The sequence below is a fragment of the Microbacterium sp. Leaf179 genome, assembly GCF_001423785.1.
Classification (GTDB): Bacteria; Actinomycetota; Actinomycetes; order Actinomycetales; family Microbacteriaceae; genus Microbacterium.
The window spans coordinates 257620-283075 of record NZ_LMPH01000002.1 but is presented as its reverse complement, the minus strand read 5'-3'; the positions used below and the strand labels follow the sequence as shown (position 1 = coordinate 283075).

General features: G+C 69.6%; 27 protein-coding genes and 1 tRNA gene. 16 read left to right on the top strand and 12 right to left on the bottom strand.

Translation table 11 applies throughout. From position 1 onward, the window contains the following. Nucleotides 1–3: 3 nt before the first annotated feature. The gene (locus ASF96_RS08835) at nt 4–567 is read right to left on the bottom strand and encodes a hypothetical protein (protein WP_055838283.1); all 564 of its coding nucleotides are present in this window, start codon (nt 565–567) and stop codon (nt 4–6) included. Nucleotides 568–728: 161 nt separating this feature from the next. On the opposite strand from ASF96_RS08835, the gene ASF96_RS08830 reads away from it, so the two are divergent. Then, a complete protein-coding gene (locus ASF96_RS08830) occupies nt 729–1211 on the top strand; it encodes a CarD family transcriptional regulator (RefSeq protein ID WP_055838280.1) in 483 nt (160 codons plus the stop codon). Nucleotides 1212–1254: 43 nt separating this feature from the next. Continuing rightward, on the top strand, nt 1255–2442 hold the full coding sequence (locus ASF96_RS08825; RefSeq protein ID WP_055938213.1) for a bifunctional 2-C-methyl-D-erythritol 4-phosphate cytidylyltransferase/2-C-methyl-D-erythritol 2,4-cyclodiphosphate synthase: 1188 nt from the start codon (nt 1255–1257) through the stop codon (nt 2440–2442). Here the strand turns inward: ASF96_RS08825 and ASF96_RS08820 are convergent. Next, nucleotides 2439–2900 (bottom strand): GNAT family N-acetyltransferase, encoded by a 462-nt coding sequence (locus tag ASF96_RS08820; RefSeq protein WP_055938212.1) that lies wholly within the window; start codon nt 2898–2900, stop codon nt 2439–2441. The two genes, ASF96_RS08825 and ASF96_RS08820, sit on opposite strands and share 4 nt — an antisense overlap. Before the next feature lie 68 nt (nt 2901–2968). Here ASF96_RS08820 and cysS point away from each other — a divergent pair, with 68 nt between their 5' ends. Genes cysS through ASF96_RS08805 form a run of 3 tightly spaced genes read left to right on the top strand, consistent with a single transcriptional unit; the run spans nt 2969 to nt 6016 of the window. After that, a complete protein-coding gene (gene cysS, locus ASF96_RS08815; protein WP_055938210.1) occupies nt 2969–4363 on the top strand; it encodes a cysteine--tRNA ligase in 1395 nt (464 codons plus the stop codon). Next, nucleotides 4356–5357 (top strand): 23S rRNA (guanosine(2251)-2'-O)-methyltransferase RlmB, encoded by a 1002-nt coding sequence (rlmB, locus tag ASF96_RS08810; protein ID WP_055838266.1) that lies wholly within the window; start codon nt 4356–4358, stop codon nt 5355–5357. Before cysS ends, rlmB begins: the two co-directional genes overlap by 8 nt. Before the next feature lie 17 nt (nt 5358–5374). After that, nucleotides 5375–6016 (top strand): NAD(P)-dependent oxidoreductase, encoded by a 642-nt coding sequence (locus tag ASF96_RS08805; protein ID WP_055839465.1) that lies wholly within the window; start codon nt 5375–5377, stop codon nt 6014–6016. A 63-nt stretch (nt 6017–6079) separates the two neighbouring features. Here ASF96_RS08805 and ASF96_RS08800 read toward each other — a convergent pair whose 3' ends face one another. Together ASF96_RS08800 and ASF96_RS08795 are read right to left on the bottom strand one after the other, a co-directional pair. After that, nucleotides 6080–7402 carry a DUF4032 domain-containing protein gene (locus ASF96_RS08800; protein ID WP_055838263.1) on the bottom strand — a complete coding sequence of 441 codons (1323 nt, stop codon included), beginning with the start codon at nt 7400–7402 and terminating at the stop codon, nt 6080–6082. Nucleotides 7403–7483: 81 nt separating this feature from the next. Then, nucleotides 7484–8587, bottom strand: coding sequence for an ABC transporter ATP-binding protein (locus ASF96_RS08795; protein ID WP_055838259.1), 1104 nt, complete (start codon nt 8585–8587; stop codon nt 7484–7486). Nucleotides 8588–8797: 210 nt separating this feature from the next. Between ASF96_RS08795 and ASF96_RS08790 the strand changes: the two genes are divergently transcribed. From ASF96_RS08790 to ASF96_RS08770, 4 genes are all read left to right on the top strand, one after another. Beyond that, nucleotides 8798–9751 carry a DsbA family protein gene (locus tag ASF96_RS08790; protein WP_055838256.1) on the top strand — a complete coding sequence of 318 codons (954 nt, stop codon included), beginning with the start codon at nt 8798–8800 and terminating at the stop codon, nt 9749–9751. A gap of 45 nt (nt 9752–9796) precedes the next feature. Next, on the top strand, nt 9797–10183 hold the full coding sequence (locus ASF96_RS08785) for a hypothetical protein (RefSeq protein ID WP_055838253.1): 387 nt from the start codon (nt 9797–9799) through the stop codon (nt 10181–10183). Nucleotides 10184–10226: 43 nt separating this feature from the next. Then, nucleotides 10227–10299, top strand: a tRNA-Thr gene (locus ASF96_RS08780). 446 nt (nt 10300–10745) lie between these two features. Continuing rightward, complete coding sequence (locus ASF96_RS08770; RefSeq protein ID WP_055938207.1) at nt 10746–10970, top strand: hypothetical protein; 225 nt, start codon at nt 10746–10748, stop codon at nt 10968–10970. 56 nt (nt 10971–11026) lie between these two features. On the opposite strand, the gene ASF96_RS16895 is transcribed toward ASF96_RS08770, so the two are convergent. The 3 genes from ASF96_RS16895 to ASF96_RS08760 all read right to left on the bottom strand — a co-directional run bounded on the left by ASF96_RS16895 (nt 11027) and on the right by ASF96_RS08760 (nt 13998). Then, the gene (locus tag ASF96_RS16895) at nt 11027–11347 is read right to left on the bottom strand and encodes a hypothetical protein (protein WP_156458786.1); all 321 of its coding nucleotides are present in this window, start codon (nt 11345–11347) and stop codon (nt 11027–11029) included. A gap of 472 nt (nt 11348–11819) precedes the next feature. Continuing rightward, the gene (locus ASF96_RS08765; RefSeq protein ID WP_055938205.1) at nt 11820–12092 is read right to left on the bottom strand and encodes a hypothetical protein; all 273 of its coding nucleotides are present in this window, start codon (nt 12090–12092) and stop codon (nt 11820–11822) included. A 16-nt stretch (nt 12093–12108) separates the two neighbouring features. Beyond that, nucleotides 12109–13998, bottom strand: coding sequence for an alpha-amylase family protein (locus tag ASF96_RS08760; RefSeq protein WP_055939365.1), 1890 nt, complete (start codon nt 13996–13998; stop codon nt 12109–12111). Nucleotides 13999–14087: 89 nt separating this feature from the next. On the opposite strand from ASF96_RS08760, the gene ASF96_RS08755 reads away from it, so the two are divergent. Both ASF96_RS08755 and ASF96_RS08750 read left to right on the top strand, forming a co-directional pair. After that, nucleotides 14088–14600, top strand: coding sequence for a hypothetical protein (locus tag ASF96_RS08755; protein WP_055938202.1), 513 nt, complete (start codon nt 14088–14090; stop codon nt 14598–14600). An 88-nt stretch (nt 14601–14688) separates the two neighbouring features. After that, on the top strand, nt 14689–15630 hold the full coding sequence (locus tag ASF96_RS08750) for a DMT family transporter (protein WP_055938199.1): 942 nt from the start codon (nt 14689–14691) through the stop codon (nt 15628–15630). Nucleotides 15631–15731: 101 nt separating this feature from the next. Here the strand turns inward: ASF96_RS08750 and ASF96_RS08745 are convergent, their stop codons facing one another. Beyond that, complete coding sequence (locus ASF96_RS08745) at nt 15732–16283, bottom strand: nitroreductase family protein (protein WP_055939362.1); 552 nt, start codon at nt 16281–16283, stop codon at nt 15732–15734. 14 nt (nt 16284–16297) lie between these two features. Then, nucleotides 16298–16705, bottom strand: coding sequence for a peptide-methionine (R)-S-oxide reductase MsrB (msrB, locus tag ASF96_RS08740; RefSeq protein ID WP_055838235.1), 408 nt, complete (start codon nt 16703–16705; stop codon nt 16298–16300). Between the two features lie 73 nt (nt 16706–16778). Between msrB and ASF96_RS08735 the strand changes: the two genes are divergently transcribed. The 5 genes from ASF96_RS08735 (at nt 16779) to groL (ending at nt 20790) form a co-directional block, all read left to right on the top strand. Next, nucleotides 16779–17768: a DUF2332 domain-containing protein gene (locus tag ASF96_RS08735; RefSeq protein WP_055938196.1), complete on the top strand. Its 990-nt coding sequence runs from the start codon at nt 16779–16781 to the stop codon at nt 17766–17768. Between the two features lie 9 nt (nt 17769–17777). Further along, a complete protein-coding gene (locus ASF96_RS08730) occupies nt 17778–18032 on the top strand; it encodes a DUF3263 domain-containing protein (protein WP_055838229.1) in 255 nt (84 codons plus the stop codon). A 35-nt stretch (nt 18033–18067) separates the two neighbouring features. Beyond that, nucleotides 18068–18670, top strand: coding sequence for a LytR C-terminal domain-containing protein (locus ASF96_RS08725; RefSeq protein WP_055838227.1), 603 nt, complete (start codon nt 18068–18070; stop codon nt 18668–18670). Between the two features lie 131 nt (nt 18671–18801). Next, nucleotides 18802–19002: a cold-shock protein gene (locus tag ASF96_RS08720; RefSeq protein ID WP_055838224.1), complete on the top strand. Its 201-nt coding sequence runs from the start codon at nt 18802–18804 to the stop codon at nt 19000–19002. A 168-nt stretch (nt 19003–19170) separates the two neighbouring features. Further along, nucleotides 19171–20790, top strand: a complete 1620-nt coding sequence (gene groL, locus ASF96_RS08715) for a chaperonin GroEL (RefSeq protein WP_055838221.1) — start codon at nt 19171–19173, stop codon at nt 20788–20790. 380 nt (nt 20791–21170) lie between these two features. Here the strand turns inward: groL and ASF96_RS08710 are convergent, their stop codons facing one another. The 3 genes from ASF96_RS08710 to ASF96_RS08700 form a co-directional block, all read right to left on the bottom strand. Continuing rightward, nucleotides 21171–22838 carry a sensor histidine kinase gene (locus ASF96_RS08710; RefSeq protein ID WP_055939358.1) on the bottom strand — a complete coding sequence of 556 codons (1668 nt, stop codon included), beginning with the start codon at nt 22836–22838 and terminating at the stop codon, nt 21171–21173. Between the two features lie 133 nt (nt 22839–22971). Beyond that, on the bottom strand, nt 22972–23664 hold the full coding sequence (locus tag ASF96_RS08705) for a response regulator transcription factor (protein ID WP_055838218.1): 693 nt from the start codon (nt 23662–23664) through the stop codon (nt 22972–22974). Nucleotides 23665–23733: 69 nt separating this feature from the next. Continuing rightward, a complete protein-coding gene (locus ASF96_RS08700; RefSeq protein WP_055838215.1) occupies nt 23734–25383 on the bottom strand; it encodes a DNA repair helicase XPB in 1650 nt (549 codons plus the stop codon). Nucleotides 25384–25456 lie beyond the last annotated feature (73 nt).

Sequence of the window (25456 nt, the reverse complement as noted above, 5' to 3'; positions counted from 1 at the left end):
GTTTCAGGACGAGGGGGTCGGGCTCGGCGTCGGGGTCACCGTGGGCAGCACGGGGATCGGCGTCAGCGAGGGCGACGGGGTCGCGGTCGGCGCCAGCGGCGCGAGGTACTCCAGGGCACCGTCGAGGACGGGGACCTGCATGAGCGCCCCTTCGCCGTCACCGGACTGGAAGTAGACCGACACCGTGGATCCGGGCTGGGCGTCGATGCCGTCGAGGCGCAGGGGCTCGACGTCGTTCGCGAGGTCGCCCAGGCTCAGCGTGCGCTGGGCGGGGACGTTCACCGAGGAACGTACGGCCGACGAGCCCTCGCCGACCTCGATGCGCAGGGTCTGCGGGTCGGTGGTGTCGTTGACGACGGCGGCGACGAAGTTGCCCACCGTTCCGTCGCCGTTCGCGACGATCAGGACGTTGCGTACCGACAGCGGGCCGGACTCCGCGGGGACGTTGATCCCGTCGGAGGCGGAGTAGTCGATGGTGGTCGCCTGCGGGGCGAGGATGTTGCATCCAGTCGTGCCCAGCACGACGGCGGCACCCACGGCGATGGACGCGATCAGGCGCGTTTTCACGGATCCTCCAAGATCGACAGACGACATCGTCATCATCCTACGGGGTTCGCGGTGTCCGCCCGCCCTCGCACGCACGGGAAGGGGAGGTCGGCAAAGGTGGGCGGAACAATAGCGCATCTGAGCCTGTGGTATCCTGGGTGTTGCCGAAAGGACATAACTCCATGCTTTTTGAGGTTGGCGAGACCGTCGTTTACCCGCACCATGGCGCGGCCACGATCATCGAGGTCAAGGAACGCGTCATCAAGGGCGAGACGAAGAAATACCTGAAGCTCAACGTCACGCAGGGAGACCTCGTCATCGAGGTCCCGGCCGACAACGTCGACCTCGTCGGCGTTCGCGACGTGATCGGCAAAGAGGGTCTCGACCGCGTCTTCGAGGTGCTGCGTGCACCCTTCACCGAGGAGCCGACCAACTGGTCGCGTCGCTACAAGGCGAACCTCGAGAAGCTCGCCTCCGGCGATGTCATCAAGGTCAGCGAGGTCGTCCGCGACCTGTGGCGCCGCGACCAGGATCGCGGACTGTCGGCCGGCGAGAAGCGCATGCTCGCCAAGGCGCGGCAGATTCTCGTCTCCGAGCTCGCTCTGGCCGAGAAGACCGACGAAGACCGTGCGGGCCTCGTGCTCGACGAGGTCCTCGCGTCCTGACGCCCTCCGCTCCGGTCGACGGGGCGCGCGCTAGCGTGGGCGGGTGACTTCTGCACCCGCTTCTCGTCTCGCGATCATCGTCGTCGCCGCCGGTTCCGGCACACGCCTGAACGGCGGCGGCCCGAAGGCGTTCGTCGCGCTCGACGAGCACACGATCCTGCACCACGCGTTGCGGGGCGTGTTCTCGGGGCCCGACGCGCAGACCATCGTCGTCGTGCCCGTCGGCTACGAGACCGAGGCCCTCGCCTCGGCGCGCGCCGCGGGCGGGCGCGACGACCGCGTGACGGTGGTCACGGGGGCGCAGACGCGTCAGCAGTCGGTCGCCGCCGGTCTCGCGGCGCTCGGCGCCGAGGTCGACATCGTCCTCGTGCACGACGCGGCCCGCGCGCTCACCCCGCCCGCCGTGTTCGATCGTGTGGTCGCCGCCGTCGCCGCGGGGGCGGCCGCTGTCATCCCCACCGTCCCGGTCGTCGACACCATCAAGCGCGTCGACACCGACGGCCGCGTCGTCGAGGGCGTCGACCGTTCCGAGCTCGCGGCCGCACAGACGCCGCAGGGCTTCCGCCGGGCCGAGCTCGAGGCGGCCGTGGCCGCGGCTGACGCGGATCACACCGACGACGCCGCACTGGTCGCGGCGGCCGGCCATGCGGTGGTCACGGTCGCGGGAGACGCGTCGTCGTTCAAGATCACCACCGCCCCCGATCTGCAGCGCGCCCGCGCGCTCGTTTCATCGTCGGCATCCGCCGAGGCCGCGAACGACGTGCCCCGCGTCGGACTCGGCACCGATGTGCATGGGTTCGGTGGAGAGGGCACGCTCTGGCTCGCCGGCCTCGAATGGCCCGGGGAGCCGGCGCTGTCTGGGCACTCCGACGGTGACGCCGTCGCACACGCGATCGTCGATGCGCTGCTCGCGGCCTCCGGCCTCGGCGACATCGGAACCCACTTCGGCACCGATCGCCCGGAGTTCGCCGGGGCGCACGCCGAGGCGTTCCTGGCCCACACCCTCGGGCTGCTGCACACGGCGGGGTGGCGGGTCGGCAACGTCGCCGTGCAGGTGCAGGCCAATCGTCCGCGCTTCGCCGCGCGACGCGAAGAGGCGGAGCGGGTGCTGTCGGCCGCGCTCGGCGGCGCACCCGTCGCGGTGAGTGCGACGACGACCGACGGTCTCGGCTTCACCGGCCGCACCGAGGGCGTCGCGGCCTTCGCCACCGCCCTGGTCGTTCCGATCTAGAGCTGCCTCGTCATGAAGGTCGACAGGGGGTCGGCCGCGTAGGGCGGGAAGGGCGGGCATTCGACGAATCCCTCGCTCGCGTACAGGCGTCGCGCCGCAAGGAAGTCGTCGGTGCTCCCGGTTTCGAGCCACAGGCTCCGGATGCCGCGTTCCCGGGCGTCGTCGACGATGTGGCGCAGCAGCGCGCGGCCGATGCCCTGACCGAGGAAGCGGTCGACCACGCGCATCGACTTCACCTCTGCGCGGTCGGCGGTGAGGTCTTTGCACGCGCCGATACCGGCGAGTTCGTCGTCGACCCAGGCGGACCAGACGGTCACCCCCTCGGCGGTGAGCAGGTCGATGTCGAGCGCGTGCACGCTCTCGATCGGGGTGTTCTCGAGCATGCCGGCCAGGTGCGCGGCGACCAGGTCGCGGGTCTCGTCTCCGGAGAGGTCGTCGGGACGGATGATGAGGGGCATGTCGGCACCGTACCGAGCGCATGTTTCCCTCACATGTCGTCGTGAGGGGCGGCCGGTAGGCTAGGGCGGTGACTGTTCGGCTGTACGACACGAAGGCGCAGGTCCTGCGCGACTTCGTCCCTCTCGACCCCTCGAACGTCACGGTCTACGTCTGCGGACCGACGGTGCAGTCCGGGCCGCACATCGGGCACGTGCGCGCGGCGCTCGCCTTCGACCTGCTGCGCCGCTGGCTCGCCCACCGGTTCGGGCGCGTGACGTTCGTGCGCAACGTCACCGACATCGACGACAAGGTGCTCGCGAACGCCACCGATGCCGAGCCGTGGTGGGCCCTGGCGTATCGCATGGAGCTCGAGTTCTCTCGGGCCTACGCCGCCATCGGCATCCTCGCCCCCACGTACGAGCCGCGGGCGACCGCATCGATCACCCAGATGCAGGAGCTCATCGGCGAGCTCCTCGAGCGGGGGCACGCCTACGCCGCCGACGGCGACGTGTACTTCGACGTGCGCTCTTGGGCCGCCTACGGCGAGCTCACCCGTCAGAGCCCGGATGCCATGGAATCGGCGGCCGACGCCGACCCCCGCGGCAAGCGCGACCCGCGCGATTTCGCTCTGTGGAAGGGCGCGAAAGACGGGGAGCCCGAGTCGGCGATCTGGGCGTCGCCCTGGGGCGCGGGACGCCCGGGGTGGCACATCGAGTGCTCGGCCATGTCGCGGCGCTACCTCGGGCCCGAGTTCGACATCCACGGCGGTGGCCTCGACCTGCGCTTCCCGCACCACGAGAACGAGATCGCCCAGTCGACCGCCGCGGGGGACGCCTTCGCGCGCTACTGGGTGCACAACGGACTCGTGACCGTCGACGGACAGAAGATGTCGAAGTCGCTCGGAAACTTCACCCTCGCGAGCGATGTCCTCGATGCGCGCGACCCGATGGTGGTGCGCTACGCGCTCGCTGCCGCGCATTACCGCTCGAACCTCGACATCTCCGATCGGGCCTTCGACGAGGCCGCCGCGGCGCTCGAGCGCATCGCGACCTTCGGGCAGCGCGTGCTCCGAGCCGCCGGCGCCGACCCGCTCGCAACCGTGCCGGGCGAGATCCCCGCAGAATTCGCTTCGGCGATGGACGACGACCTCGGAGTGCCCCAGGCTCTCGCCGTGCTGCACGAGACCGTGCGTGCGGGCAACGCGGCGATCGACGGGCACGACCTCGACGCCGCGATCACGGCTCACCGCTCCGTCGCCGCGATGCTCGGCATCCTGGGTCTGGATGCCTCGGAGCCCGCGGTCGCGACCGGGTCGACGGACATGGCTCTCGACGCCCTCGTGCAGACGATGATCGCCCAGCGATCGCAGGCGCGAGCCGACAAGGACTGGGCAGGGGCCGATCGCATCCGCGACGCCATCGCTGCCGCAGGAATCACGCTGGAGGACACTCCGGCCGGAACACATTGGAGTATCAATGCCTAAGCCAGGACGCCCGGGCGCGCGCAACACGGGCAAGAAGAAGGGTCCCCTGAAGGGCACCGGCGGGCACTCCCGCAAGGCGCTCGAGGGTCGCGGACCGACCCCCAAGGCCGAGGACCGCGCCTGGCACCCCGCCGGCAAGCGCAAGGCCGCCCAAGAGCGCTACGCCGCCGCCGGGGGCACGTCCAAGCCCGGCGTGCGCGCGGTCGGGGGGAACCAGAACCGCGGTGGCCGCGCCAAGGCGAACGACGACACCGAGACGGTCACCGGCCGCAACTCGGTGCTGGAAGCCCTGCGCGCGAAGATCCCCGCGACCGCGATGTACATCGCGCAGCGCGTCGAGATGGACGACCGCGTCAAGGAGATGCTGTCGATCGCGACCAACCGCGGCATCCCGGTGCTCGAGGTCACGCGCCCCGAGCTCGACCGCATGGCCGGCTTCGACGGCGTGCACCAGGGCGTGGCCCTCAAGGTCCCCCCGTACGCCTACGCGCACCCGCAGGACCTGCTCGAGCAGATCGTCGACCGCGGCGAGCTGCCGCTGCTCGTCGCCCTCGACGGCATCACCGATCCTCGCAACCTCGGCGCGATCATCCGCTCCACCGGTGCCTTCGGCGGGCAGGGTCTGATCATCCCGCAGCGCCGGTCGGCGAGCGTCAACTCCGCGGCGTGGAAGACGAGTGCGGGAGCTGCCGCGCGCATCCCCGTGGCGCTCGCGGCGAACCTCACCGCGACGCTCAAGGAGTTCAAGAAGCAGGGCGTGTTCGTGCTCGGGCTCGACGGTGACGGCGACGTGTCGCTGCCCGCCCTCGCCCTCGCCGACCGGCCCGTCGTGATCGTCGTGGGTTCCGAGGGCAAGGGGCTGTCGCGCCTCGTCACCGAGACCTGCGACCAGGTCGTGTCGATCCCGATCTCGACCGCCACCGAGTCGCTCAACGCCGGCATCGCGGCATCCGTCGCGCTGTACCAGGTGTCGTCGCTGCGCGCCGCCCACTGACCGTCGAGAGGAACACCATGCCCCGCATCGCTGTCATCGGAGGCACCGGCTACGCCGGGAGCCACATCGTCACCGAGGCCGTCCGCCGCGGCCACACCGTCGTCTCCGTCGCGCGCTCGGTCCCGGCCGAGCGCGTCGAGGGTGCGACGTACATCGAGGGCACCGTCCTCGACGTGCCCGGTCTCGTCGCCGAACTCGAAGGCGTCGAGGTCGTCGTGTCGGCGGCCGCCCCGCGCGGCGACATGGAGGGCAAGCTCCGCCCCGCCATCGCCCAGCTGGCCACCGCGCTGCCCGACGGGGTGCGTCTGGGAGTCATCGGCGGCGCCGGCGGCTCGCTCGTCGCCGACGGTGGTCCTCGCCTCATCGACACCGACGGCTTCGCCGAGGAGTACAAGCCCGAGGCCCGCGAGGCCATCGGCATACTCGAAGACCTGCAGGCCGACGACACCGGCCGCGACTGGTTCTACGTGCACCCGGCCGGGGGCTTCGGCTCGTGGGCACCGGGGGAGCGCACGGGAACCTATCGCGACGGCGGCGACGTGCTCGTCGTCGACGACAACGGCGACTCGTTCATCGGCGGTGCCGATTTCGCGGTCGCCGTCCTCGACGAGATCGAGAACCCGCGCCACTCCCGGGGACGCTTCACCGTCGGTTACTGAGGCCCTCCACGGTTCGAGGCCGTGGCATCCCGGATTCGTCCCGGATGCCACGGCCTCGCCGTTTCAGACGAGATCGCGCCAGTCGACGGCGTCCGTGTCGGTCGTGGGCACCGCGCCGGTCTCGGGTGCGTCGACGTCGGACACCGTCGCGAGCGACATCGTGTCGGTGGGCGGCCCCATGACCGTCGCCTCGTCGCGCCGGTGGCGCAGCACGTCGTCGATGTAGGAGGCGACCACCTCGGCCAGGGGCACGGAGCGCCCCCGCGCCTGCGACATGTACCAGCGGTGCTCGAGCACCTGGTGGAAGACCTCGGCCGGTTCGAGCTTGGCGCGCAGGTCCCACGGGATCGCCATCACGATCGGCTCGAACACGCGCGTGAGCCACTCGTGCGCGACCATCTCTTCGTCGGCGCCGAGACGCGAGACCCGAGCGCGGAACTCGTCGAGGTCGTTCAGCAGGCGTCGCGCCTGGTTCTCTTCGACATCGAGGCCGGTGAGGCGCAGGAGACGCCGCTGGTGGTGGCCCGCATCGACGACCTTGGGCTGGATGGACACCTGCGTGCCGTCGCTCGCGGTGCGGATCGACATCTCGCCGATGTCGAACCCGAGCGCGTTCAGGCTGTGCACGCGCTCGGTGATACGCCAGGACTCGTCGACGGCGAAGGTCTCTTTGTCGGTGAGGGCGGCCCACAGCGAGTGGTACGACGCCACCAGTCCGTCGGCGATCGCCACGGCATCCACACCGCCCTCGAGTCGCCCGCCGGCCTCGAGGTCCATGATCTCGCCGGCGATGTTGGTGCGCGCGATGTCGAGATCGTGGGCGCGCTGGCCGGGACTCAGACGGTTGCCGTGCAGCTCGCCCGTCTCGGCGTCGACGAGGTATGCCGCGAACTCGCCGGCGTCGCGGCGGAAGAGGGTGTTCGACAGCGACACGTCACCCCAGTAGAAGCCCACGTTGTGCAGCCGCACGAGCAGTACCGCGAGGGCGTCGACGAGACGCGTGGCGGTGTGCGGGCGCAGCACCTGCGTGAAGAGGGCGCGGTAGGGGAGTGAGAAGCGCAGGTGCGAGGTGACCAGCGCCGCCGGCAACGGGCGGCCCGAGGCGTCGGTGCGCCCGGCGATGACGGCCACCCGTTCGACGCACGGCGACGCGAGACGGTCGAGGTTGCCGAGCATGTCGTACTCGCGACGCGCCATCTCTTCGGTGGTCTCTTTGATCGCCACGACCCGGCCCGACAGGTTGGCGAAGCGCACCAGGTGGCGGGAGATGCCCTTGGGCAGGGCGACGATGTGGTTGCTGGACCAGTCGGCGAGCCCGGTCGACCACGGCAGTTGCAGCAGGCCCGGGTCGACGGTGCTGGCGGTGATGCTGAGCGAGTCGCTCACGGTACCTCCGGAAAAAGCGGTGCGGCGCGCCCCTGTCCCCGATGGATCGGGAACCGGGACGCGCCGCGACGGTGCGTCAGGTCAGGCCGAAGCGATGGCCCGGTCGGTCAGACGGTCGCCCGACTCGAGGTCGAACACGTGGATGTGGCCGGGGACCGGCGCCAGCACGACCGTCTCGCCCGCGTTGGGGTGACGGCGGCCGTCGACGCGCGCGACGAGGTCGGTGCGCTTGCCGTTGATGTCGGTGTGGCCGTAGAGGTAGCCGTCGGCGCCGAGCTCCTCGACGAGGTCGACGACGACCTTGAGGCCGCGGCCGTCGGCCGGGGCGACCTGGATGTCCTCGGGACGCACACCGATGGTGACCTCGGAGCCGTGCGCCTTGCCGATGGTGTCGGCCTCGACGGGAACGACCATGTCACCGAACTGCACGCCGCCTTCGGCGAGGTCGACGGTGAAGAGGTTCATCGCGGGCGAGCCGATGAAGCCGGCCACGAAGACGTTCTTGGGCGTCTCGTACAGGTCGCGCGGGGTACCGACCTGCTGGAGCAGGCCGTCCTTGAGCACGGCGATGCGGTCGCCCATGGTGAGCGCCTCGGTCTGGTCGTGCGTGACGTAGACCGTGGTGACGCCGAGGCGGCGCTGCAGCGACGCGATCTGCGTACGCGTCTGCACGCGGAGCTTGGCGTCGAGGTTCGACAGCGGCTCGTCCATGAGGAACACCTGGGGCTGACGCACGATGGCGCGACCCATGGCGACGCGCTGACGCTGGCCACCCGAGAGGGCCTTCGGCTTGCGCGTGAGGTACTGCTCGAGGTCGAGGAGCTTGGCGGCTTCGAGCACGCGAGCGGCACGCTCTTCCTTGCCGATGCCGGCGATCTTGAGCGCGAAGCCCATGTTCTCGGCGACGGTCATGTGGGGGTACAGCGCGTAGTTCTGGAAGACCATCGCGATGTCGCGGTCCTTCGGGGGCACGTCGGTGACGTCGCGGTCACCGATCATGATGCGGCCCGAGTTGACCTCTTCGAGGCCCGCGAGCATACGCAGCGAGGTGGACTTTCCGCAGCCGGAGGGGCCGACGAGAACCAGGAACTCGCCATCGGCGACGTCGAGGCTGAGCTTGTCGACGGCGGCGCGGGTTCCGCCGGGGTACAGACGGGTTGCGTTGTCGAATGTGACGGACGCCATTTTTTCTTCTCCTTCACCGGCAGGTACGTGCCGGACGATCCGTAGTGAATGGAAAACGGGGGCGACCCCGTGCGCCCGACAGCGGACGCAAGGGTCAGTATGCCACGTGTCTGGTCATTTCCCAGACTGCCTAGCTAGCATCGGTGCTCGTTCGCTCACCCGTGCGTCCCCCCAATTCCTGCGGCAGAAAGCCCGTGCCCGAGAGGTTCCATGTCCAACGACCAGTCACCGAATTCGCCCGCCGAGCGCGACCGCCGCGGGGCGGTCCGCGAGAAGGCGCAGCAGGTCAAGGCGAAGCAGACGCGCTGGCGAATCGCGCGTCGCTCGTTGATCGGCGTCGGTGCGGTGGCCGTCGTTGCCGTGGGTGCCGTCGCGGTGACCTCGGCCCTCAGCTCGCACGACCCGCGTTCCCAGGCCCTGCCGGGAGCTGCGGCCGACGACGGCTTCATGGTGTCGAGCGCCTCCGGCGTCGCCGACCCGGGTGCGCAGCAGACCATCGACGGCAATGCGGCCACGATGGCCGCGGGTGCGGAGCCGACGGCGGAGCCCACGCCGACCCCCACGGGGACGGCGTCCCCCGTCGACATCCGCGTGTACGTCGACTACATGTCGACCGAGGCCCGCGAGTTCGAGACGGCCAACGCCGACCAGCTGTCGAAGTGGGTAGGTGACGACGCTGCCTCGCTGACGTACTACCCCGTCGCGATGCTCACCTCGAAGTCGAACGGCACCAAGTACAGCCTGCGTGCCGCCGGCGCGGCCGCGTGCGTGGCCACCCACGCGTCGGATCGCTTCTTCGCGTACAACCACGAGCTGCTCACGAACCAGCCCGCGGTCGACTCCGACGGCTACAGCGATCAGCAGCTCGCCGACATGGCGCAGGGCGCGGGAGTGGGCGACATCGCCGCCGTGCGTTCCTGCATCGAAGACGAGACGTACACCGGGTGGGCGAAGGCCGCGACCGATCGTGCGATCAAGGGACTTCCCAACACCAACGGTCAGGCACTGACGGCCACCCCGACGGTGCTGGTCAACGGAACGCCGTACGTGGGACGCATGGATGACGCGAAGGAGTTCGCGCAGTTCGTGCTCACGGTCGACAGCAACGCCTACTACTCGACCGCCACGCCGACCCCGTCGGTGACGGCGACGCCCGCGGGCTGAATCGCTATCCCGCAGGTGAACGCATCGCTGTACGATTCAGGTGACATGGACCAGATCGAGGATTCCCCGCCACGCCGTTCCGGCGCGCAGCTGGAGGAGTGGGTGCAGGAGTTCCGCGAGCAGGGACACCTGTTCGCCGGCCGGTTGAAGGTCGTCGAACAAGAAGACGCCGACAGCCAGGACACCGGTCTCGTGGTCATGAGCCTCATGAACGCCAAGGCGTCGATCTACATGCAGCCCAAGGGCTACGACCAGCCCCTGTGGGAGGCGACCCTGACGGGACGTCCCGAAGACCTGACGCTCTCGCCGCACGACATGGCGAGCCTCGCGGCAGAGCTCGTCGTGGCGGGCAACCTCTGCTCGTTCCTGCAGTGGAAGTCGCTCGAATGGGACCGAGAGAGCGGAACGCACGCGAGGTCCAGCGCGTCCTGAGGGACGCCCTAGACTCGTGCTCCGGGGCTCCTCGGGGCCTCACGCCGGCTTGGCGCAATTGGTAGCGCACCGTACTTGTAATACGGGGGTTGCAGGTTCAAGTCCTGTAGCCGGCACGTGATTCCGTGGTCTGAGCCCAGGCTGAGACCAGGTATCGGCTCCAAGTAGACGAACCGGACGCTTTCCCGCGCCTCCGACGCTTGTCGGCCACGCCATTGTCTGTCGCCGTAGGCGACGGGCGAGCATCGGCCAGGCTGCCAGCACGGCGACGTCGCCGATCGCACGGTTCACCTCCCTCGAGGGTTACGGGATAGTGGCCGTGCGCCGCCGTCAGCCCGTACCATCTGGGCATGCCGCAAATGCGCCCGAAGAGCCCCAAGGCAACGATCATCGTCGGGTTAGCATTCCTGGCCCTCGGCCTGCTCGCGCTCCCGATAGCTCTCGGGGATCCGTCGGAAACCACTCGGTTGGGGATTCCCCTGTGGTTCGTGATCATTGGGATCTGGGCTGGTGGGCTGTTCTTTGTTGGCCTGGGATGGTTCTACGCCCGCCAAAGTGGCCGGTGAAGCTGATGAGCAAAGCGATCCAGCGTAGGCGGCGTCTCTGGATCGCTGTCTCGATCCTGGGTTTACTTGCCTTCTCGATCAGCCTCGGGGGAATTGTGGTCATGGCCGTTGTCGGCGAATGGCTCATAAGCGCGGTTGGCGGCATGATCGGTGGGGTGGGCTGTGTTCTGGCCGCCCTCTACGGGTTGCGTTCGATGGTGTCGCTCCGCCGGCCATCCTGAGCACGCGGTTCAGTCGACGTAGCCGGCACCCCGCTCACGCGAAGAGCGCGCGCCTCTCACAGAGGCGGAAAATGCGCGATCCGGTGAGGCGAACGAGACCGGGACCCGGCCGTCGCCTGGCGTGCGATCGGCTCCGTTCCGCCGTCGTCATCCCAGTGCTCCAGGGCGGTGGCGTCGGCGCCGGGCCGTCCGTCCCGTGCGCTGTCCTCGTCGCGTATAGCTCGTGTCGTCGTGGGTGGGGCGTAGCCGTGCCAGTGGTCGCCCGCGGTCTGATTCCAGCTGTCCCACTCGCCATTGCGTCGCAGCGTCGCCAGGTGTCCGCCCTCGTCATCCCAGTTCTCTGCGGCGATCTCGTCGTCGTGCTCCTTGTCGCCCATAGTGCGGACTGTACGCCGCGACCGCGGTGGCGGATAGGGGTGCATGCCCCGCGCCCACCGGCACGAGACCGAGACGCGCCGGTGCGTCGCCCGAAAAGAGGACAGACAACCAGTAGTCGAATGGGTATCCTCACCATTACCTACCCGCGTACCTTACGCGCACCGCTCCGATGGCGTAGCCACGCGACGGTCCGCTCGCCCAAGGGAGTGGGAACAATGGCTCTACCGCGCACCGTCACACATGCCTACCGAATGCCCGGCGGGTGGGAGAAGCTCGCCCGACATCGACTCACCATCGATTACGCGCGCGAGCTGCGCACCGCCGGCTTCACCCTCATGCGGGTACGCCGAGGGTGGGGGAGTAGTCGCGAACGCTCTATCGCCACCTACCTTGAACGGCGCGAGGCGCCCGTCACCTGACATCCCGCCGCGTTGCGGGTCTCGTTCGTCGACCTCGCCCGTCGCCGAGCGGTCACGATGACAGCCGTGCGAGCGCGACGACGAGAATCGCCGCCGCCACGATCGCCGACAGGCCCGCGAGCAGCGCGCCCACGATCGCGCCCCAGCGCAGGGGCCCGGGTCGCCTGCCCGCCTCCAGTGCGAACAGCAGGGCGCACAGGGCCACGGTGACCATGAGCAGGGCGCCCACCATGCCCGCCGGGGCCCAGACCGTGGTCGCGAGCGCGACCACCCCCGCCGCCAGCGCGGCCAGGTGACGCGTCTGGTGCGCCGGTGCCTCGCTCATCGCCCGCTGTCCTCCGTCAACGCGAGCGCAAGCGCAACCAGCGCACCTCGTGCGCGGCGAGCGGAAGGTCCGCGCCCAACCAGGTCGGAGCGCCCGAGACGAGGTCCAGTGCCTCGGGTCGAAGGCCCGAGAGCGTGAGCGCGTCGATGGTCACCGGGCTGTCGGCGACGTTCGCCATGACGAGAACGTCGAAGCCCGCGTCGCCGGGGCGGACGAAGGCCACGACCGACGCCACGTGCGCGTCGAAGGCGATGAGCTCGTTGCCGGCGAGCTCGGGGGTCGACCGACGAACGGCGAGCAGGCGCGCCAGTCGCGTGAAGACGCGTCCGGCCGGGGTCCCGGCATCCGCGCGATCCGCGTAGTTCTGTGCGGGGCGGAACGGGCGGTGCACCCAGCGGCTGTCGCCCGCCTCTTCGGGGCGGTCGGCGAAGCCGTAGTCGTTGAGCTGCGCGACCTCGTCGCCGAGGTACAGCAGCGGGATGCCGCCGGTCGACAGGGCGAGCGCGTGCGCGAGGACGACGCGGTCCTCACCCGCGGAGTCGCCCGCCTCGATACCGGCGAGCGAGGCGGTGGTCCCGGTCACGCGCGCGTCGCCCGTGCGAGGGTTCTCCTGGAACGGCACGCCGCGGGCGAACGTTCCCTCGGCGCGCCCGACGTAGAAATCGTTGAGGAAGCGGCGGTGCGGGTAGCCGTCGATGCCGAGCTCGGCGGCATCCTCGTCGGCGAAGGTCCACCCGATGTCGTCGTGGCTGCGCACGTAGTTGACCCACGCGGTGCCGTCGGGCAGGGCGTGGCGACGCTCGAGCGCCTGCTGCAGCAGGCGTCCGTCGCGGGTGGCGAGCGCCTCCCACGTGAGGGCCATCTGCAGCGGGTTGTACGAGATCTGGCACTCGTCGGGCGAGATGTACGAGATCACCTCGTCGGGGTGCACGATCGCCTCCGACTTGAACAGCAGGCCGGGCGCGGCCATGCGCAGCACCGCATTGAAGGCCTGGAGCAGCAGATGCGCCTCGGGCAGGGACTCGCAGGTCGTTCCGAGCCGCTTCCAGATGAAGGCCACGGCATCCATCCGCAGGATCTCGACGCCCTGGTTCGCCAGGAACAGCATCTCGCCGGCCATCGCCTCGAAGACGGCGGGGTTGGCGTAGTTGAGGTCCCACTGGAAGTGGTAGAACGTCGACCAGATCCAGCGCCCGTCGTCGAGCTGCACGAAGGACCCCGGGTGGTCGTCGGGGAAGATCTCGCGCGTGGTCCGCTCGTACGCGTCGGGCATCTCGCGGTCGGGGAAGATCAGGTAGAAATCCTCGTACGCCGGGTCGCCGGCGATGGCCTTCCGCGCCCACCGGTGCTCGTTGCTGGTGTGGTTGAAGATGAAGTCGACCACCAGCGAGATTCCGGCACGGCGGAGGTCGGCGGCGAGCTCGGCGAGTTCCTGCATCGTGCCGAGCTTCGGGTTCACGCGGCGGTAGCTCGACACCGCGTACCCGCCGTCGCTGTTCCCCTCCGGGCTCTCGAACAGCGGCATGAGGTGCAGATAGGTCAGGCCCAGTTCCTGGAAGTAGGGGATGGCATCCCGGATGCCGCTGAGTCCTCCCGCGTAGCGATCGACGTAGCAGACGCCACCGAGCATGCGCTCGCTCTCGAACCATCCGGGCGCGCTCTCGCGCTCGCGGTCGATGGCCTTCAGCTCGGTCGGACGCAACGCCCACGAACGTCGGGCGAGATCGACGACGGATGCCAACCGCTCGCGGCCGTCGGGACGCTCGCCGTACAACTGCACGAAGAGATCGTGCAGTCGCGGCAGGTGGGCCTCCACGTGGGGGAGGAATTCGCGGTCGACGCCGTCGCCGAGGAGATCGGCGATGATCTCGGAGACGTCGTCGTGGTCGGTGCGCAACTGGGTCACGGGGAAAGCCTGGTGCATCGGCGCCCCTCCGGTCGGCAGCGACGTGCCCGGTGCTGGCCGCGCGCGGCGGTCTGAGACAGCATGGGCAGATGACCGCCGCATCGACGACCCGTCTTCCGACCCTCATCGCGGCCCTCTCGGGCGTCGTCGCAGTGTGCGCCTACGCAGGGGTCGCGCTGCTGCAGATCCTGGTCTGGAATCCGGAGGCCGCCCGCCCGGGGCTCACCGCCGCGCAGGTCTGGGCAGAGGTCGGCGCGGCGAATCAGGGACCGCCTGGCGCGTTCGTCGTGGGCGTCATCGCCATCGGCCCGCTTTTCGCTCTGGTCCTCGCTCTGCTCTTCGTCCTCACGGGAGCGGGCGTCTGGTCCACGATCGCCGGGTACCTCGGGCTGCTCTTCGCCGGAATGCCGGGTTACTTCGTCGCCTCTTTCGGCCCCGGCATGGGCCTGGCCGACACCTACCTGATCAGCGGCGGGGATTTCTCGCCGGGGCGCCTGCCGCTCTACGCGGTGAGCGCGCTCTCGGTCGTGGCGCTGCTCGCGCTCTTCGTCGGCGCGGCGGTGCGCTCCGAGCGGGAGCGGCGCACGCTCGCCGTGGCGTGAGTTCCGCGCCGGGCGGTGCCGCCGTCCGCGACGCCGACGCCGTCGTACGATCGACGATGGCCCGACCCTCGGGCGCGAGGGGAGTGCGGTGTCGGAGCGCGGTTCGGTCGGTGTCGCCGTGGCGGGAGCGGTGCTCATCGGCGCGCTCACGGCCCTGCAGGCGAGAATCAACGGCACGCTCGGCGCCGAGATCGGTGACGGCATCGTCGCCGCCGCGATCTCGTTCAGCTCGGGACTGCTCATCCTCGTCGCGCTGTCGGCGCTGCTGCCCGAGGGGCGACGCGGGTTCGGACGTTTGGTCTCCGGCATCCGATCCCGCTCGATCCCGCCCTGGATGCTGCTGGGGGGTCTGGCCGGGGCGTTCACCGTCGCCAGCCAGGGCCTGACGGTCGCCACCATCGGCGTGGCGTTGTTCACCGTCGGCTTCGTCGCCGGGCAGACCACGGGCGGACTCGTGCTCGACCGGGTCGGCTACGGACCGGCGGGGGTCGTTCCCGTCACCGTGCGCCGCCTTGTCGGCGCCGTCCTCGCCATCGCCGGTGTGATCGTGTGCCTGACGGGCGACGCGCTGGGGGCAGTGCCGCTGTGGATGCTGGTCGTCCCCGCCATCGCCGGTGCGGGCGTGGCGTGGCAGCAGGGGACGAACGGGCGTCTGCGGGTGCGCGTCGAGAGCCCGCTGACCGCGACGCTGGTCAACTTCGTCGGAGGAACGGCGGTGCTCGTCGTGGCCGCGGTGGTGCACGTGGGGGTGGTGGGCGCCCCACGCGTCATCCCCACCGAGCCCTGGCTGTACGTGGGTGGAGCCGTCGGGGTCGTCTACATCTTCTTGTCGGCCGTGGTCGTTCGCCGCACGGGGGTGCTGCTGCTCGGCCTCGGGTCGGTCGTGGGGCTTCTGAGCACGTCGGTGCTGCTCGACGCCCTCTGGCCGGCCCCCGCCGCCCCATCGACCCCCGTCGCCCTGCTCGCGTCCGCGGTCGCGATCGTCGGTGTCATCGTCGCGGCGGTCCCGTGGCGCCGCCGCCGTCCGTGAGCCGGAGCCCGGTCAGCGGATGACGCGCGCCGCCCGCCCGTGAACGACGACGCCGCCGGGGGGACGAGCCCCACCGGCGGCGTACGACGAAGACGGATCGATCAGAGGTGCGTGTCGTCGACGGCGCGACGCTTCTTGCTCCCGGGCAGACGCGAGATGTGCTTCGCGGCATCCACGGTCTTGCGACGCACCGGGCGCGAGCGCGGCGGCTTGCCCCCGACGTAGAGCCAGCCGAGCAGCACCTCGCCCTTCGACAGGCCGTGCGCCTTGGCGAGCGCCTTGCTGCGCGTGTTGTCGTCGGTGCGCCAGAACACGCCGAAGCCGGCTTCGTCGAGCGCGAGGCTCAGCATGTGGGCGACGCCCGAGGCCACGGCCTCCTGCTCCCACGCGGGGATCTTCTTCGACTCGAGGTTCGCGACCACGGCGATGATCAGGGGAGCGCGGCGGGGCTTCGAGGAGTAGCCCTTCTTGCCGTCGGCCTTGTTCAATGCGCGAGCCAACAGGTCGCGGTCGCTCCCGCGGATCTCGATGATCCGCCAGGGACGCAGCGTCTTGTGGTCGGCGACGCGACCCGCGGCCGCGACGAACGCCTCGAGCTCGGGGCCGGTGGGGGCCAGGTCGGTGACCTTCGACCACGACCGGCGGTCGCGCATCGCCTCGAGTGCGCTCACGCCGTCTCTTCCGGGGTGAAGTTCAACGACAGCGAGTTCATGCAGTACCGGTCGCCGGTGGGCGTGCCGAAACCATCGGGGAACACGTGTCCGAGGTGCGAACCGCAGTTGGCGCAGCGCACCTCGGTGCGCTGCATGCCGTGGCTGTTGTCGTCGATGAGCTCGACGGCCTCGGGACGCACCGACTCGTAGAAGCTCGGCCACCCGCAGTGCGAGTCGAACTTCGTTCCGCTCTGGAACAGCTCGGAGCCGCACGCGGCGCAGGTGTAGAAACCGGAGCGGCTCTCATCGAGCAGTTCACCGGTCCACGCGCGTTCGGTTCCGGCCTGGCGCAGCACCGCGTACTGCTCGGGCGAAAGCTCTTCGCGCCACTGGTCGTCGGTCTTGTCGACGGCGTAAGTCATGGGATCTTCCTCTCTCCGGTCCCTATTCTCTCGTGCCGGGGGCCGGTCAGGTCGGCGCGGCATAATCTGCGGAATGCAGCAGGATGCCGTGGAAGCCGTCTTTGAACGCTATGGGCGCTTCGCCCGCGACGAGGCGCCGGGTCGTTCGGCGGTGTACGAGGGGTGGGCACGGCGCGTCGTCGACGACATCGCGGTGGCCGAGGCTCTCGCCCGCATCGAGGAGACGCGGCGTCAGCCTCCGCTCGTCTTCGCGGTGATGCGGCTGCTGGGCGCACCAGAGGACGATGTCGACGCGTGGGCCGAGTGGGTCGTCGCCCACGCCGATCAGGTGGTCGTCGAGTGCGGGCGTCGGAGCGTGCAGACCAACGAGCCGCTCCGGTGCGCCGCGTTGCTGCCGGCGCTCTCGCTCATCGAGGGGCCGATCGCGTTGCTCGAGGTGGGGGCGAGCGCGGGCCTGTGCCTGTACCCCGACCGGTACTCCTATCGCTACCGCCGCGGCGAGGAGGTCATCGCGCTCGACCCCGCCGACGGCCGCAGCCCGGTCGTGCTGCAGTGCGAGCTCGAGGGGCACCCCGACCTGCGTATGCCGGACGTCGTGTGGCGGGCCGGCATCGATCTGAACCCCCTCGACGCCCGAGCCGCCGACGATCGCGCGTGGCTCACGGGTCTGGTGTGGCCGGGCGAAGAGGGGAGGCGCGAGCGCATCGCCGGTGCACTCGACATCGCGGCGGCCGATCCGCCCCTTCTCGTCGCGGGCGAGGGGGCGACGGCCCTTCCCGCTCTCGCGGCGCAGGCTCCCCGCGGAGCGACGCTGGTGGTCACGACGCCCGGCGTGCTCGCCCACATCCCGCGCGCCGGGCGCGCCCCCGTCATCGCGGCCGCGCGGGCCGCGGGGCGGTGGATCACGCTCGATGCCGCGCCGCTGCACGACGGCTGGACGCACCCCCCTCGCATCCGACGGGGCGGGTTCGCGCTCGCGCTCGACGGCGACGTGCGCGCCGAGGTCGATCCGCTCGGGGCGTGGGTGGCGTGGCATCCGGAATCGACGGGCGGTGCGCAGTAGCGTCGAAGCGTGCCCCTGTCGGACCGTGATCGCGCCTTCCTCGCCTTCGAGGGTGAATGGCGACGCCATGGGGGTGCGAAAGAGGAGGCGATCCGCGCCGAGTTCGCGCTGACGCCGGCCCGGTACTACCAGCTGCTCGGTCGCCTCATCGACACCCCCGAAGCCCTCGCGTCCGACCCCATGCTGGTGCGTCGCCTGCGCCGACGCCGCGATGACGCGGCCGCGCAGCAGCGCGCACGCCTCGGCCGCACCGCCACCCGGTGACGGGTGCGCGCGGGTCGGACCGGTAGCATCGTCCAATGGCCAGATCGACCTTCCCGCGGGATCGCTTCGACGACCTGCCGGCCGATGCGGGTCGCGTCGGCGCCCACCGCGCCGAGAATCCCCGGCTGCGCGGGTGGATCATCTTCCTGTGGGCGGCCATCGCCACCCTCGTCCTGATCATCGCCGGCATCTTCGGCTCGCTGGTGGTGTCGGGCCGCATCTCGTTCGGCTCCGGGCCCGCGCCGGTGCCCACCGTCTCAGCGGAACCCACGACGCCCGCCGTCGTCGACACGTCGTACTCGGTGGTCGTTCTCAACGGCACGGCCGACGAGGGACTCGCCGCCGCCGTGCGCGACCAGATCGTGGCGGCCGGATGGCCGGGTGAGGGCGTCGAGACCGGCGACTCCGACAGCACCGACTTCGCCGAGACGACGATCTACTACCTCCGCGACACCGACGAGGCGGCAGCCCAGGGCCTGGCCCAGACCATCGGGGGCGCGCAGATCGCGCAGAGCGACTTCCTGCAGCCGACCGACGACCCCAGCACCCCCGACGACGAGAGCGCCGTGAAGCGGCTCGTCGTCGTCATCGGCCTCGATCGCGCCGCCGGTCAGGCGTCGCCGTCGACCGCTCCCTGACCCCTCGACGGCCGCGTGTTTCCGCGGCGTAACAAGTTCGCGGCCTGCGCGTCAACAATGGGTCGAGCGGCCGGTGCGGCGGGATCACGCGTGCTTACGATGACCTCGTCATTCAGCAACGGGAGATTCGCATGACGCAGGGCACTGTCAAATGGTTCAACGCCGAGAAGGGCTTCGGCTTCATCACCGTCGCCGACGGCCAGGACGTCTTCGTCCACTACTCGAGCATCGAGATGTCGGGTTTCCGCGTTCTTGAGGAGGGCCAGGCCGTCGAGTTCACCGTCGGCACCGGGCAGAAGGGCCCCCAGGCGGAGTCGGTGCGACTGGCCTGATCACCGTTTCCCGACGCCACGGCATCCGATCCCGGATGCCGTGGCGTCGTCGTTTGCGCGCGGGTGGGCGGCTTGCACTCCCCAGGGGCGAGTGCCAGAATGAGTTAGCACTCGCTTTCGTCGAGTGCCAAAATCAGCAGTCACCCGTCCGGGAGGGACGACACACTTATGGCAAAGATCATCGCTTTCGACGAAGAGGCCCGACGCGGTCTCGAGCGTGGCCTCAACACGCTGGCCGACGCCGTCAAGGTGACCCTGGGCCCCCGCGGTCGCAACGTCGTGCTCGAGAAGAAGTGGGGCGCCCCCACGATCACGAACGACGGCGTCTCGATCGCCAAGGAGATCGAGCTCGACGACCCGTACGAGAAGATCGGCGCCGAGCTGGTCAAGGAGGTCGCCAAGAAGACCGACGACGTCGCGGGTGACGGCACCACCACCGCCACCGTTCTCGCCCAGGCGCTCGTGCGCGAGGGCCTGCGCAACGTCGCGGCCGGCGCAGACCCCATCTCGCTCAAGAAGGGCATCGAGAAGGCCGTCAAGGCCGTCACCGACGAGCTCCTGGCCTCGGCCAAAGAGGTCGAGTCGAAGGAGCAGATCGCGGCTACCGCATCGATCTCCGCCGCCGACCCGGCCATCGGCGCACTCATCGCCGAAGCCATCGACAAGGTGGGCAAGGAAGGCGTCGTCACCGTCGAGGAGAGCAACACCTTCGGCACCGAGCTCGAGCTCACCGAGGGCATGCGCTTCGACAAGGGGTACATCAACCCCTACTTCGTCACCGACCCCGAGCGTCAGGAAGCGGTCTTCGAAGACCCGTACATCCTGATCGCCAACCAGAAGATCTCCAACATCAAGGACCTTCTGCCCATCGTCGACAAGGTGATCCAGGAGGGCAAAGAGCTCCTCATCATCGCCGAAGACGTCGAGGGCGAAGCTCTCGCGACGCTGGTGCTCAACAAGATCCGCGGCATCTTCAAGTCGGTGGCCGTCAAGGCTCCCGGTTTCGGCGACCGTCGCAAGGCTCAGCTGCAGGACATCGCGATCCTCACCGGCGGACAGGTCATCACCGAAGAGGTGGGCCTCAAGCTCGAGAACGCCACGGTCGACCTGCTCGGCCGTGCGCGCAAGGTCATCATCACCAAGGATGAGACCACGATCGTCGAGGGTGCGGGCGAGTCCGAGCTGATCGAGGGTCGCGTGACCCAGATCCGTCGCGAGATCGAGAACACGGACAGCGACTACGACCGCGAGAAGCTCCAGGAGCGCCTCGCCAAGCTCGCGGGTGGCGTCGCCGTCATCAAGGCGGGCGCGGCCACCGAGGTCGAGCTCAAGGAGCGCAAGCACCGCATCGAAGACGCCGTGCGCAACGCCAAGGCCGCCGTCGAAGAGGGTGTCGTCGCCGGTGGTGGCGTCGCGCTCATCCAGGCCGGCAAGACCGCGCTCGCAACCCTCGACCTCGTCGGTGACGAGGCCACGGGTGCGAACATCGTCCGCGTCGCCATCGAGGCCCCGCTCAAGCAGATCGCGCTCAACGCCGGTCTCGAGCCCGGTGTCGTGGCGAACAAGGTCGCGGAGCTCCCCGTGGGCCACGGCCTGAACGCCGCGACGGGCGAGTACGGTGACCTGTTCGCACAGGGCATCATCGACCCCGCCAAGGTGACGCGTTCGGCTCTGCAGAACGCGGCGTCCATCGCCGGTCTGTTCCTCACGACCGAGGTCGTCGTCGCCGACAAGCCCGAGAAGTCAGCCGCTCCCGCGGGCGACCCGACCGGTGGCATGGACTTCTGATCCACGCCTAGGCAGTGACAGAACGCCCCCTCCTTCGGGAGGGGGCGTTCTGTGTTGACGGGGCGGTGACCGTTCGCTGATCCGGCGCCGGTTGGCTGCCGGTGAGTTGGTTGGCTGTTGGCCGGCTGCGGGCTGCGGGCTGCGGGCTGCGGGCTGCGGGCTGCGGGCTGCTGGCTGCGCGCTGCGGGCTGCTGGCTTGCGTGACTGCTGGCCGGCCGGTTGGGGCACATGTCCCACTTTTGGTTGCCTGCGGCGGCGCCAGGCACCCTGATGTGGGACGCGGTCTGCATCTTTTGGGACACGGTTCGAGAACTCCGCCGAGGTGCGACGGGGCGGGTGGGAGCCGGGGCCGGGGCGGGGGCCGGAGCGAAGCGTCGGGTCTACGCGTCGGGACGGTAGTCGTCGGGCAGGCGCTCGAGCGGTTGCGTCTCGATGAGCGCGTGCTCCTGTGCATCGCGCCGGTCGGCCAGGGGGAGCGAGACGCGGAACGTCGCTCCGCCTCCGGGGGTGTCGACGACCTGCACCGTGCCGTGCAGCAGATCGACGATGGATGCCACGATCGACAGTCCGAGGCCCGAACCGCCGGTCTCGCGCGTGCGCGAGGTGTCGGCACGCCAGAAGCGCTGGAAGATCTGGTCGCGGATCTGCTCGGGAACGCCCTCGCCGTGATCGATGATCTCGATCCAGCCCATGTCGGCGTCGGCGTCGACCCCCACACGCAGGCCGATGGGGGAGCCGTCGGCGGTGAACCGTCGCGCATTGCCCAACAGGTTGGCGACGACCTGGCGCACCTTGTTCTCATCGCCGAGGACGATGGGGGCGAGCCGCGGGGGCGTGCGCACGACGCCCAGGGGCGCGGTCGGAGGGGCGGCGTCGTCACCCGCGGCGGTGTGCGTCTCGCCCGCCTCTCGCGCGCGGCGACGCAGACGCGACAGGGTGGCCCCGGCGATCGCCATCGCCGACGTCGGCGGCGCACCCCTGCGGCGCCCGGGCGTCGACGCGGGCTCTCCTGCGGCGTCGAGGAGCGGGTCGAGCGTCATCAGCGGGACGACGCGTGCGGTGCGCGCGGTGGTGTCATCGACGGTCACCTCGCGCTGGGGGGAGGTCACGCGCAGATCCATCGCGGCATCCCGAGCGATCGGGCGCAGATCGAGCGAGGTGATCGTGACGTCGCGACGCTCGTCGAGTCGCGCGAGGGCCAACAGGTCTTCGACGAGGGCCCCCATGCGGATGGCTTCCTTCTCGATGCGTTCCATCGACTGCGCCACGTCTTCGTCGGAACGGATCGCGCCCATGCGATAGAGCTCGGCGTACCCGCGCATCGTGACGAGCGGGGTGCGCAGCTCGTGGCTGGCGTCGCCGATGAAGCGTCGCATCTGGCGCACGGTCGCGTCACGCTGCACGAGCGCCCCGTCGATCCGCGCGAGCATGGCGTTGATCGCCGTCTTGAGGCGTCCCACCTCGGTGTCGGGGACGATGTCGGTCAGGCGTTGGCTGAAGTCGCCGGCGGCGATGTCCATCGCGGTCGTCTCGACCTGCCGCAGGTTGCGGAACGTGAGCGTCACGAGCCAGCGGGTGAGCAGGGCGCTGGCGATGAGGATGAGCAACGCGACGAACGCGTAGATCCCCACGTACGCCGCGACGATGCGATCGGTGGGGGCCAGGGGCTGGATCACCATCTGGGTGTAGACCCCGGGATTGCCGGGGGCCTGCAGCACCCCCACGCGAGCGAGGAAGTGCTGACCGGATTCGGGGTTCTCGAGCTCGATCCGCCGGTCGATCTGGCTGTAGGTCTGCTCGACGGTGAAGCTCGCGGGCAGATCGGGAAGGGCGCGCGACGACGTGCCGTTGTAGAACGCCTCGCGCCGCCCGTCGGGCCCGTACACGACCACCATCGACCCGATCTGCGGGGCGTTGTCGACCTGGGTGAAGGTGATGCGGCCGTCGGTGTCGCTCGTGGTGAAGATGCTGTTCGCGATGCTCCCGGCCGCCTGCTGCGCGAGCTGCTCGTCGAGGTTGTTGACCAGCGTCGTGCGCAGGAACACCATCGTGCCGATACCGGCGGCGAACAACCCGATCGCGAGCAGCGCGACCGTGACGCCGGTGACCTTGGCCCGAAGGCTCAGACCACGCCACCAGCGGGTGAGGGTGTCGTCGGAGTGCGACAGGGGGAGCCTCCGCTCAGGCGGTCTTACCCGACTTCAGCATGTAGCCGAAGCCGCGCTTGGTCTGGATGAGCGGCTCGGACGAGTGCGGATCGATCTTGCGGCGCAGGTACGAGATGTAGCTCTCGACGATGCCCGCGTCGCCGTTGAAGTCGTACTCCCACACGTGGTCGAGGATCTGCGCCTTCGACAGCACGCGGTTCGGGTTGAGCATCAGGTAGCGCAGCAGCTTGAACTCGGTGGGGCTCAGGTCGATCGAGACGTCGCCGACGCTGACGTCGTGGGTGTCCTGATCCATCGTCAGCTCACCGGTGCGGATGATCGACTCTTCGTCGGCCTGCATGGTGCGGCGCAGGATCGCCTGGATGCGCGCGACGATCTCGTCGAGGCTGAACGGTTTGGTGACGTAATCGTCGCCGCCGGCGTTCAAGCCCATGATCTTGTCTTCGGTCTCGTCCTTGGCAGTGAGGAAGAGGATGGGGGCCGTGTACCCCGCGCCTCGCAGGCGCTTGGTGACGCTGAACCCGTTCATGTCGGGCAGCATCACATCGAGCACGATGAGGTCGGGTTCCTCTTCGAGCACGGCCGAGATGGTCTGCGCGCCGTTTGCCACGGCTCGCACCTGGAAACCGGCGAAGCGCAGGCTCGTGATGAGCAGGTCGCGGATGTTCGGTTCGTCGTCCACGACGAGGATGCGAGGAGCTGTCATTCCCTCATTATCGTGACTGCACCCAGCAATGCGCTGGATATGGAACGGAAAGCCGCACGCTGATATGGGTCAGGCGGCTGCGGCGTCGATCCCGTCGGCATCCAGAATCGTGTAGGCGTAGCCCTGTTCGGCGAGGAAACGCTGCCGGTTCTGCGCGAAATCCTGGTCGACGGTGTCGCGCGCGATGAGCGTGTAGAAGCTCGCCGTGTGCTGAGACTGCTTGGGTCGCAGCAGTCGTCCGAGGCGCTGGGCCTCTTCTTGACGCGACCCGAACGAACCCGACACCTGGATCGCGACGGAGGCCTCGGGCAGATCGACCGAGAAGTTGGCCACCTTCGACACCACGAGCAGCGGGATGCTGCCGTCGCGGAAGCCCTGGAAGAGCTCCTCACGCTCCGGGATCGGGGTCGCCCCGGTGATCTGAGGGGCGTCCAGAGCCTGCGCGAGCTCGTCGATCTGATCGAGGTACTGCCCGATCACGAGTACTCGCTCGCCCGGATGCCGCTCGACCAGGCGCCGCGCGACGTCGATCTTGGCGGGGGCGGTCGCCGCCAGCCGGTAACGGTCCTCGTCGGCGGCGGCCGCGTACTCGAGACGTTCGTCGGCGGGGAGGTCGATGCGCACCTCGTAGCAGGCGGCGGGGGAGATGAAGCCCTGGGCCTCGATCTCTTTCCACGGCGCGTCGAAGCGCTTCGGGCCGATGAGGCTGAACACGTCGCCCTCACGACCGTCTTCGCGCACGAGCGTCGCGGTGAGGCCGAGTCGACGTCGGGCCTGCAGATCGGCCGTGAGCTTGAACACCGGAGCGGGCAGCAGGTGCACCTCGTCGTACAGCACGAGACCCCAGTCGAGCGCATCGAGCAGTGCGAGGTGGGCGTACTCGCCCTTCCGCTTGGCGGTCAGGATCTGGTAAGTCGCGATGGTGACGGGCTTGATCTCTTTCACCTGACCGGAGTACTCGCCGATCTCCTCGGCGGTGAGGCTCGTGCGCCGCAGCAACTCATCGCGCCACTGACGGGCACTCACGGTGTTCGTCACGAGGATGAGGGTGGTCGTGCGCGTGTCGGCCATGGCCGCGGCGCCCACGAGCGTCTTGCCGGCACCGCAGGGGAGCACGACGACGCCGGATCCCCCCTCGGAGAAGGAGTCGACGGCCTGGCGCTGGTAGGGACGCAGGCTCCAGCCGTCTTCGGCGAGGTCGATCGCGTGCGGGGTTCCGGGGGTGTACCCGGCGAGGTCTTCGGCCGGCCACCCGATCTTCAGCAGCTCCTGCTTGATGTGCCCGCGCGCCCACGCGTCGACGAGGTAGCTGTCGGGGGTGGGGTGACCGATCAGGAGCGGAGCGATGCGCTTGTTGCGCGACACCTCGCTGAGGACCGCGGGGTCGGTCGAGCGCAGCACGAGCTCTTTGTCGTCGTTGCGCTCGATGACCAGGCGACCGTACCGGTTGACCGTCTCGCGGATGTCGGTGCTCACCGATGCGGGCACCGGGAAGCGCGACCAGCGGTCGAGGGTCTGCAGCATCGCCTCGGCGTCGTGTCCGGCCGCGCGGGCGTTCCACAGGCCCAGACGGGTGATGCGGTAGGTGTGGATGTGCTCGGGTGCGCGCTCGAGCTCGGCGAAAACTGCGAGCTCATGCCGCGCCGTCTCTGCCTCGGGGTGTGCGACCTCGAGGAGGACGGTGCGGTCGCTCTGCACGATGAGGGGGCCGTCAGCCATAGCGTTCGAGTCTACCGGGGTCCAGGACCGGTCGGTCGACCGGGCAGGGCTCGACCGGGTGAGGCTCGACCGT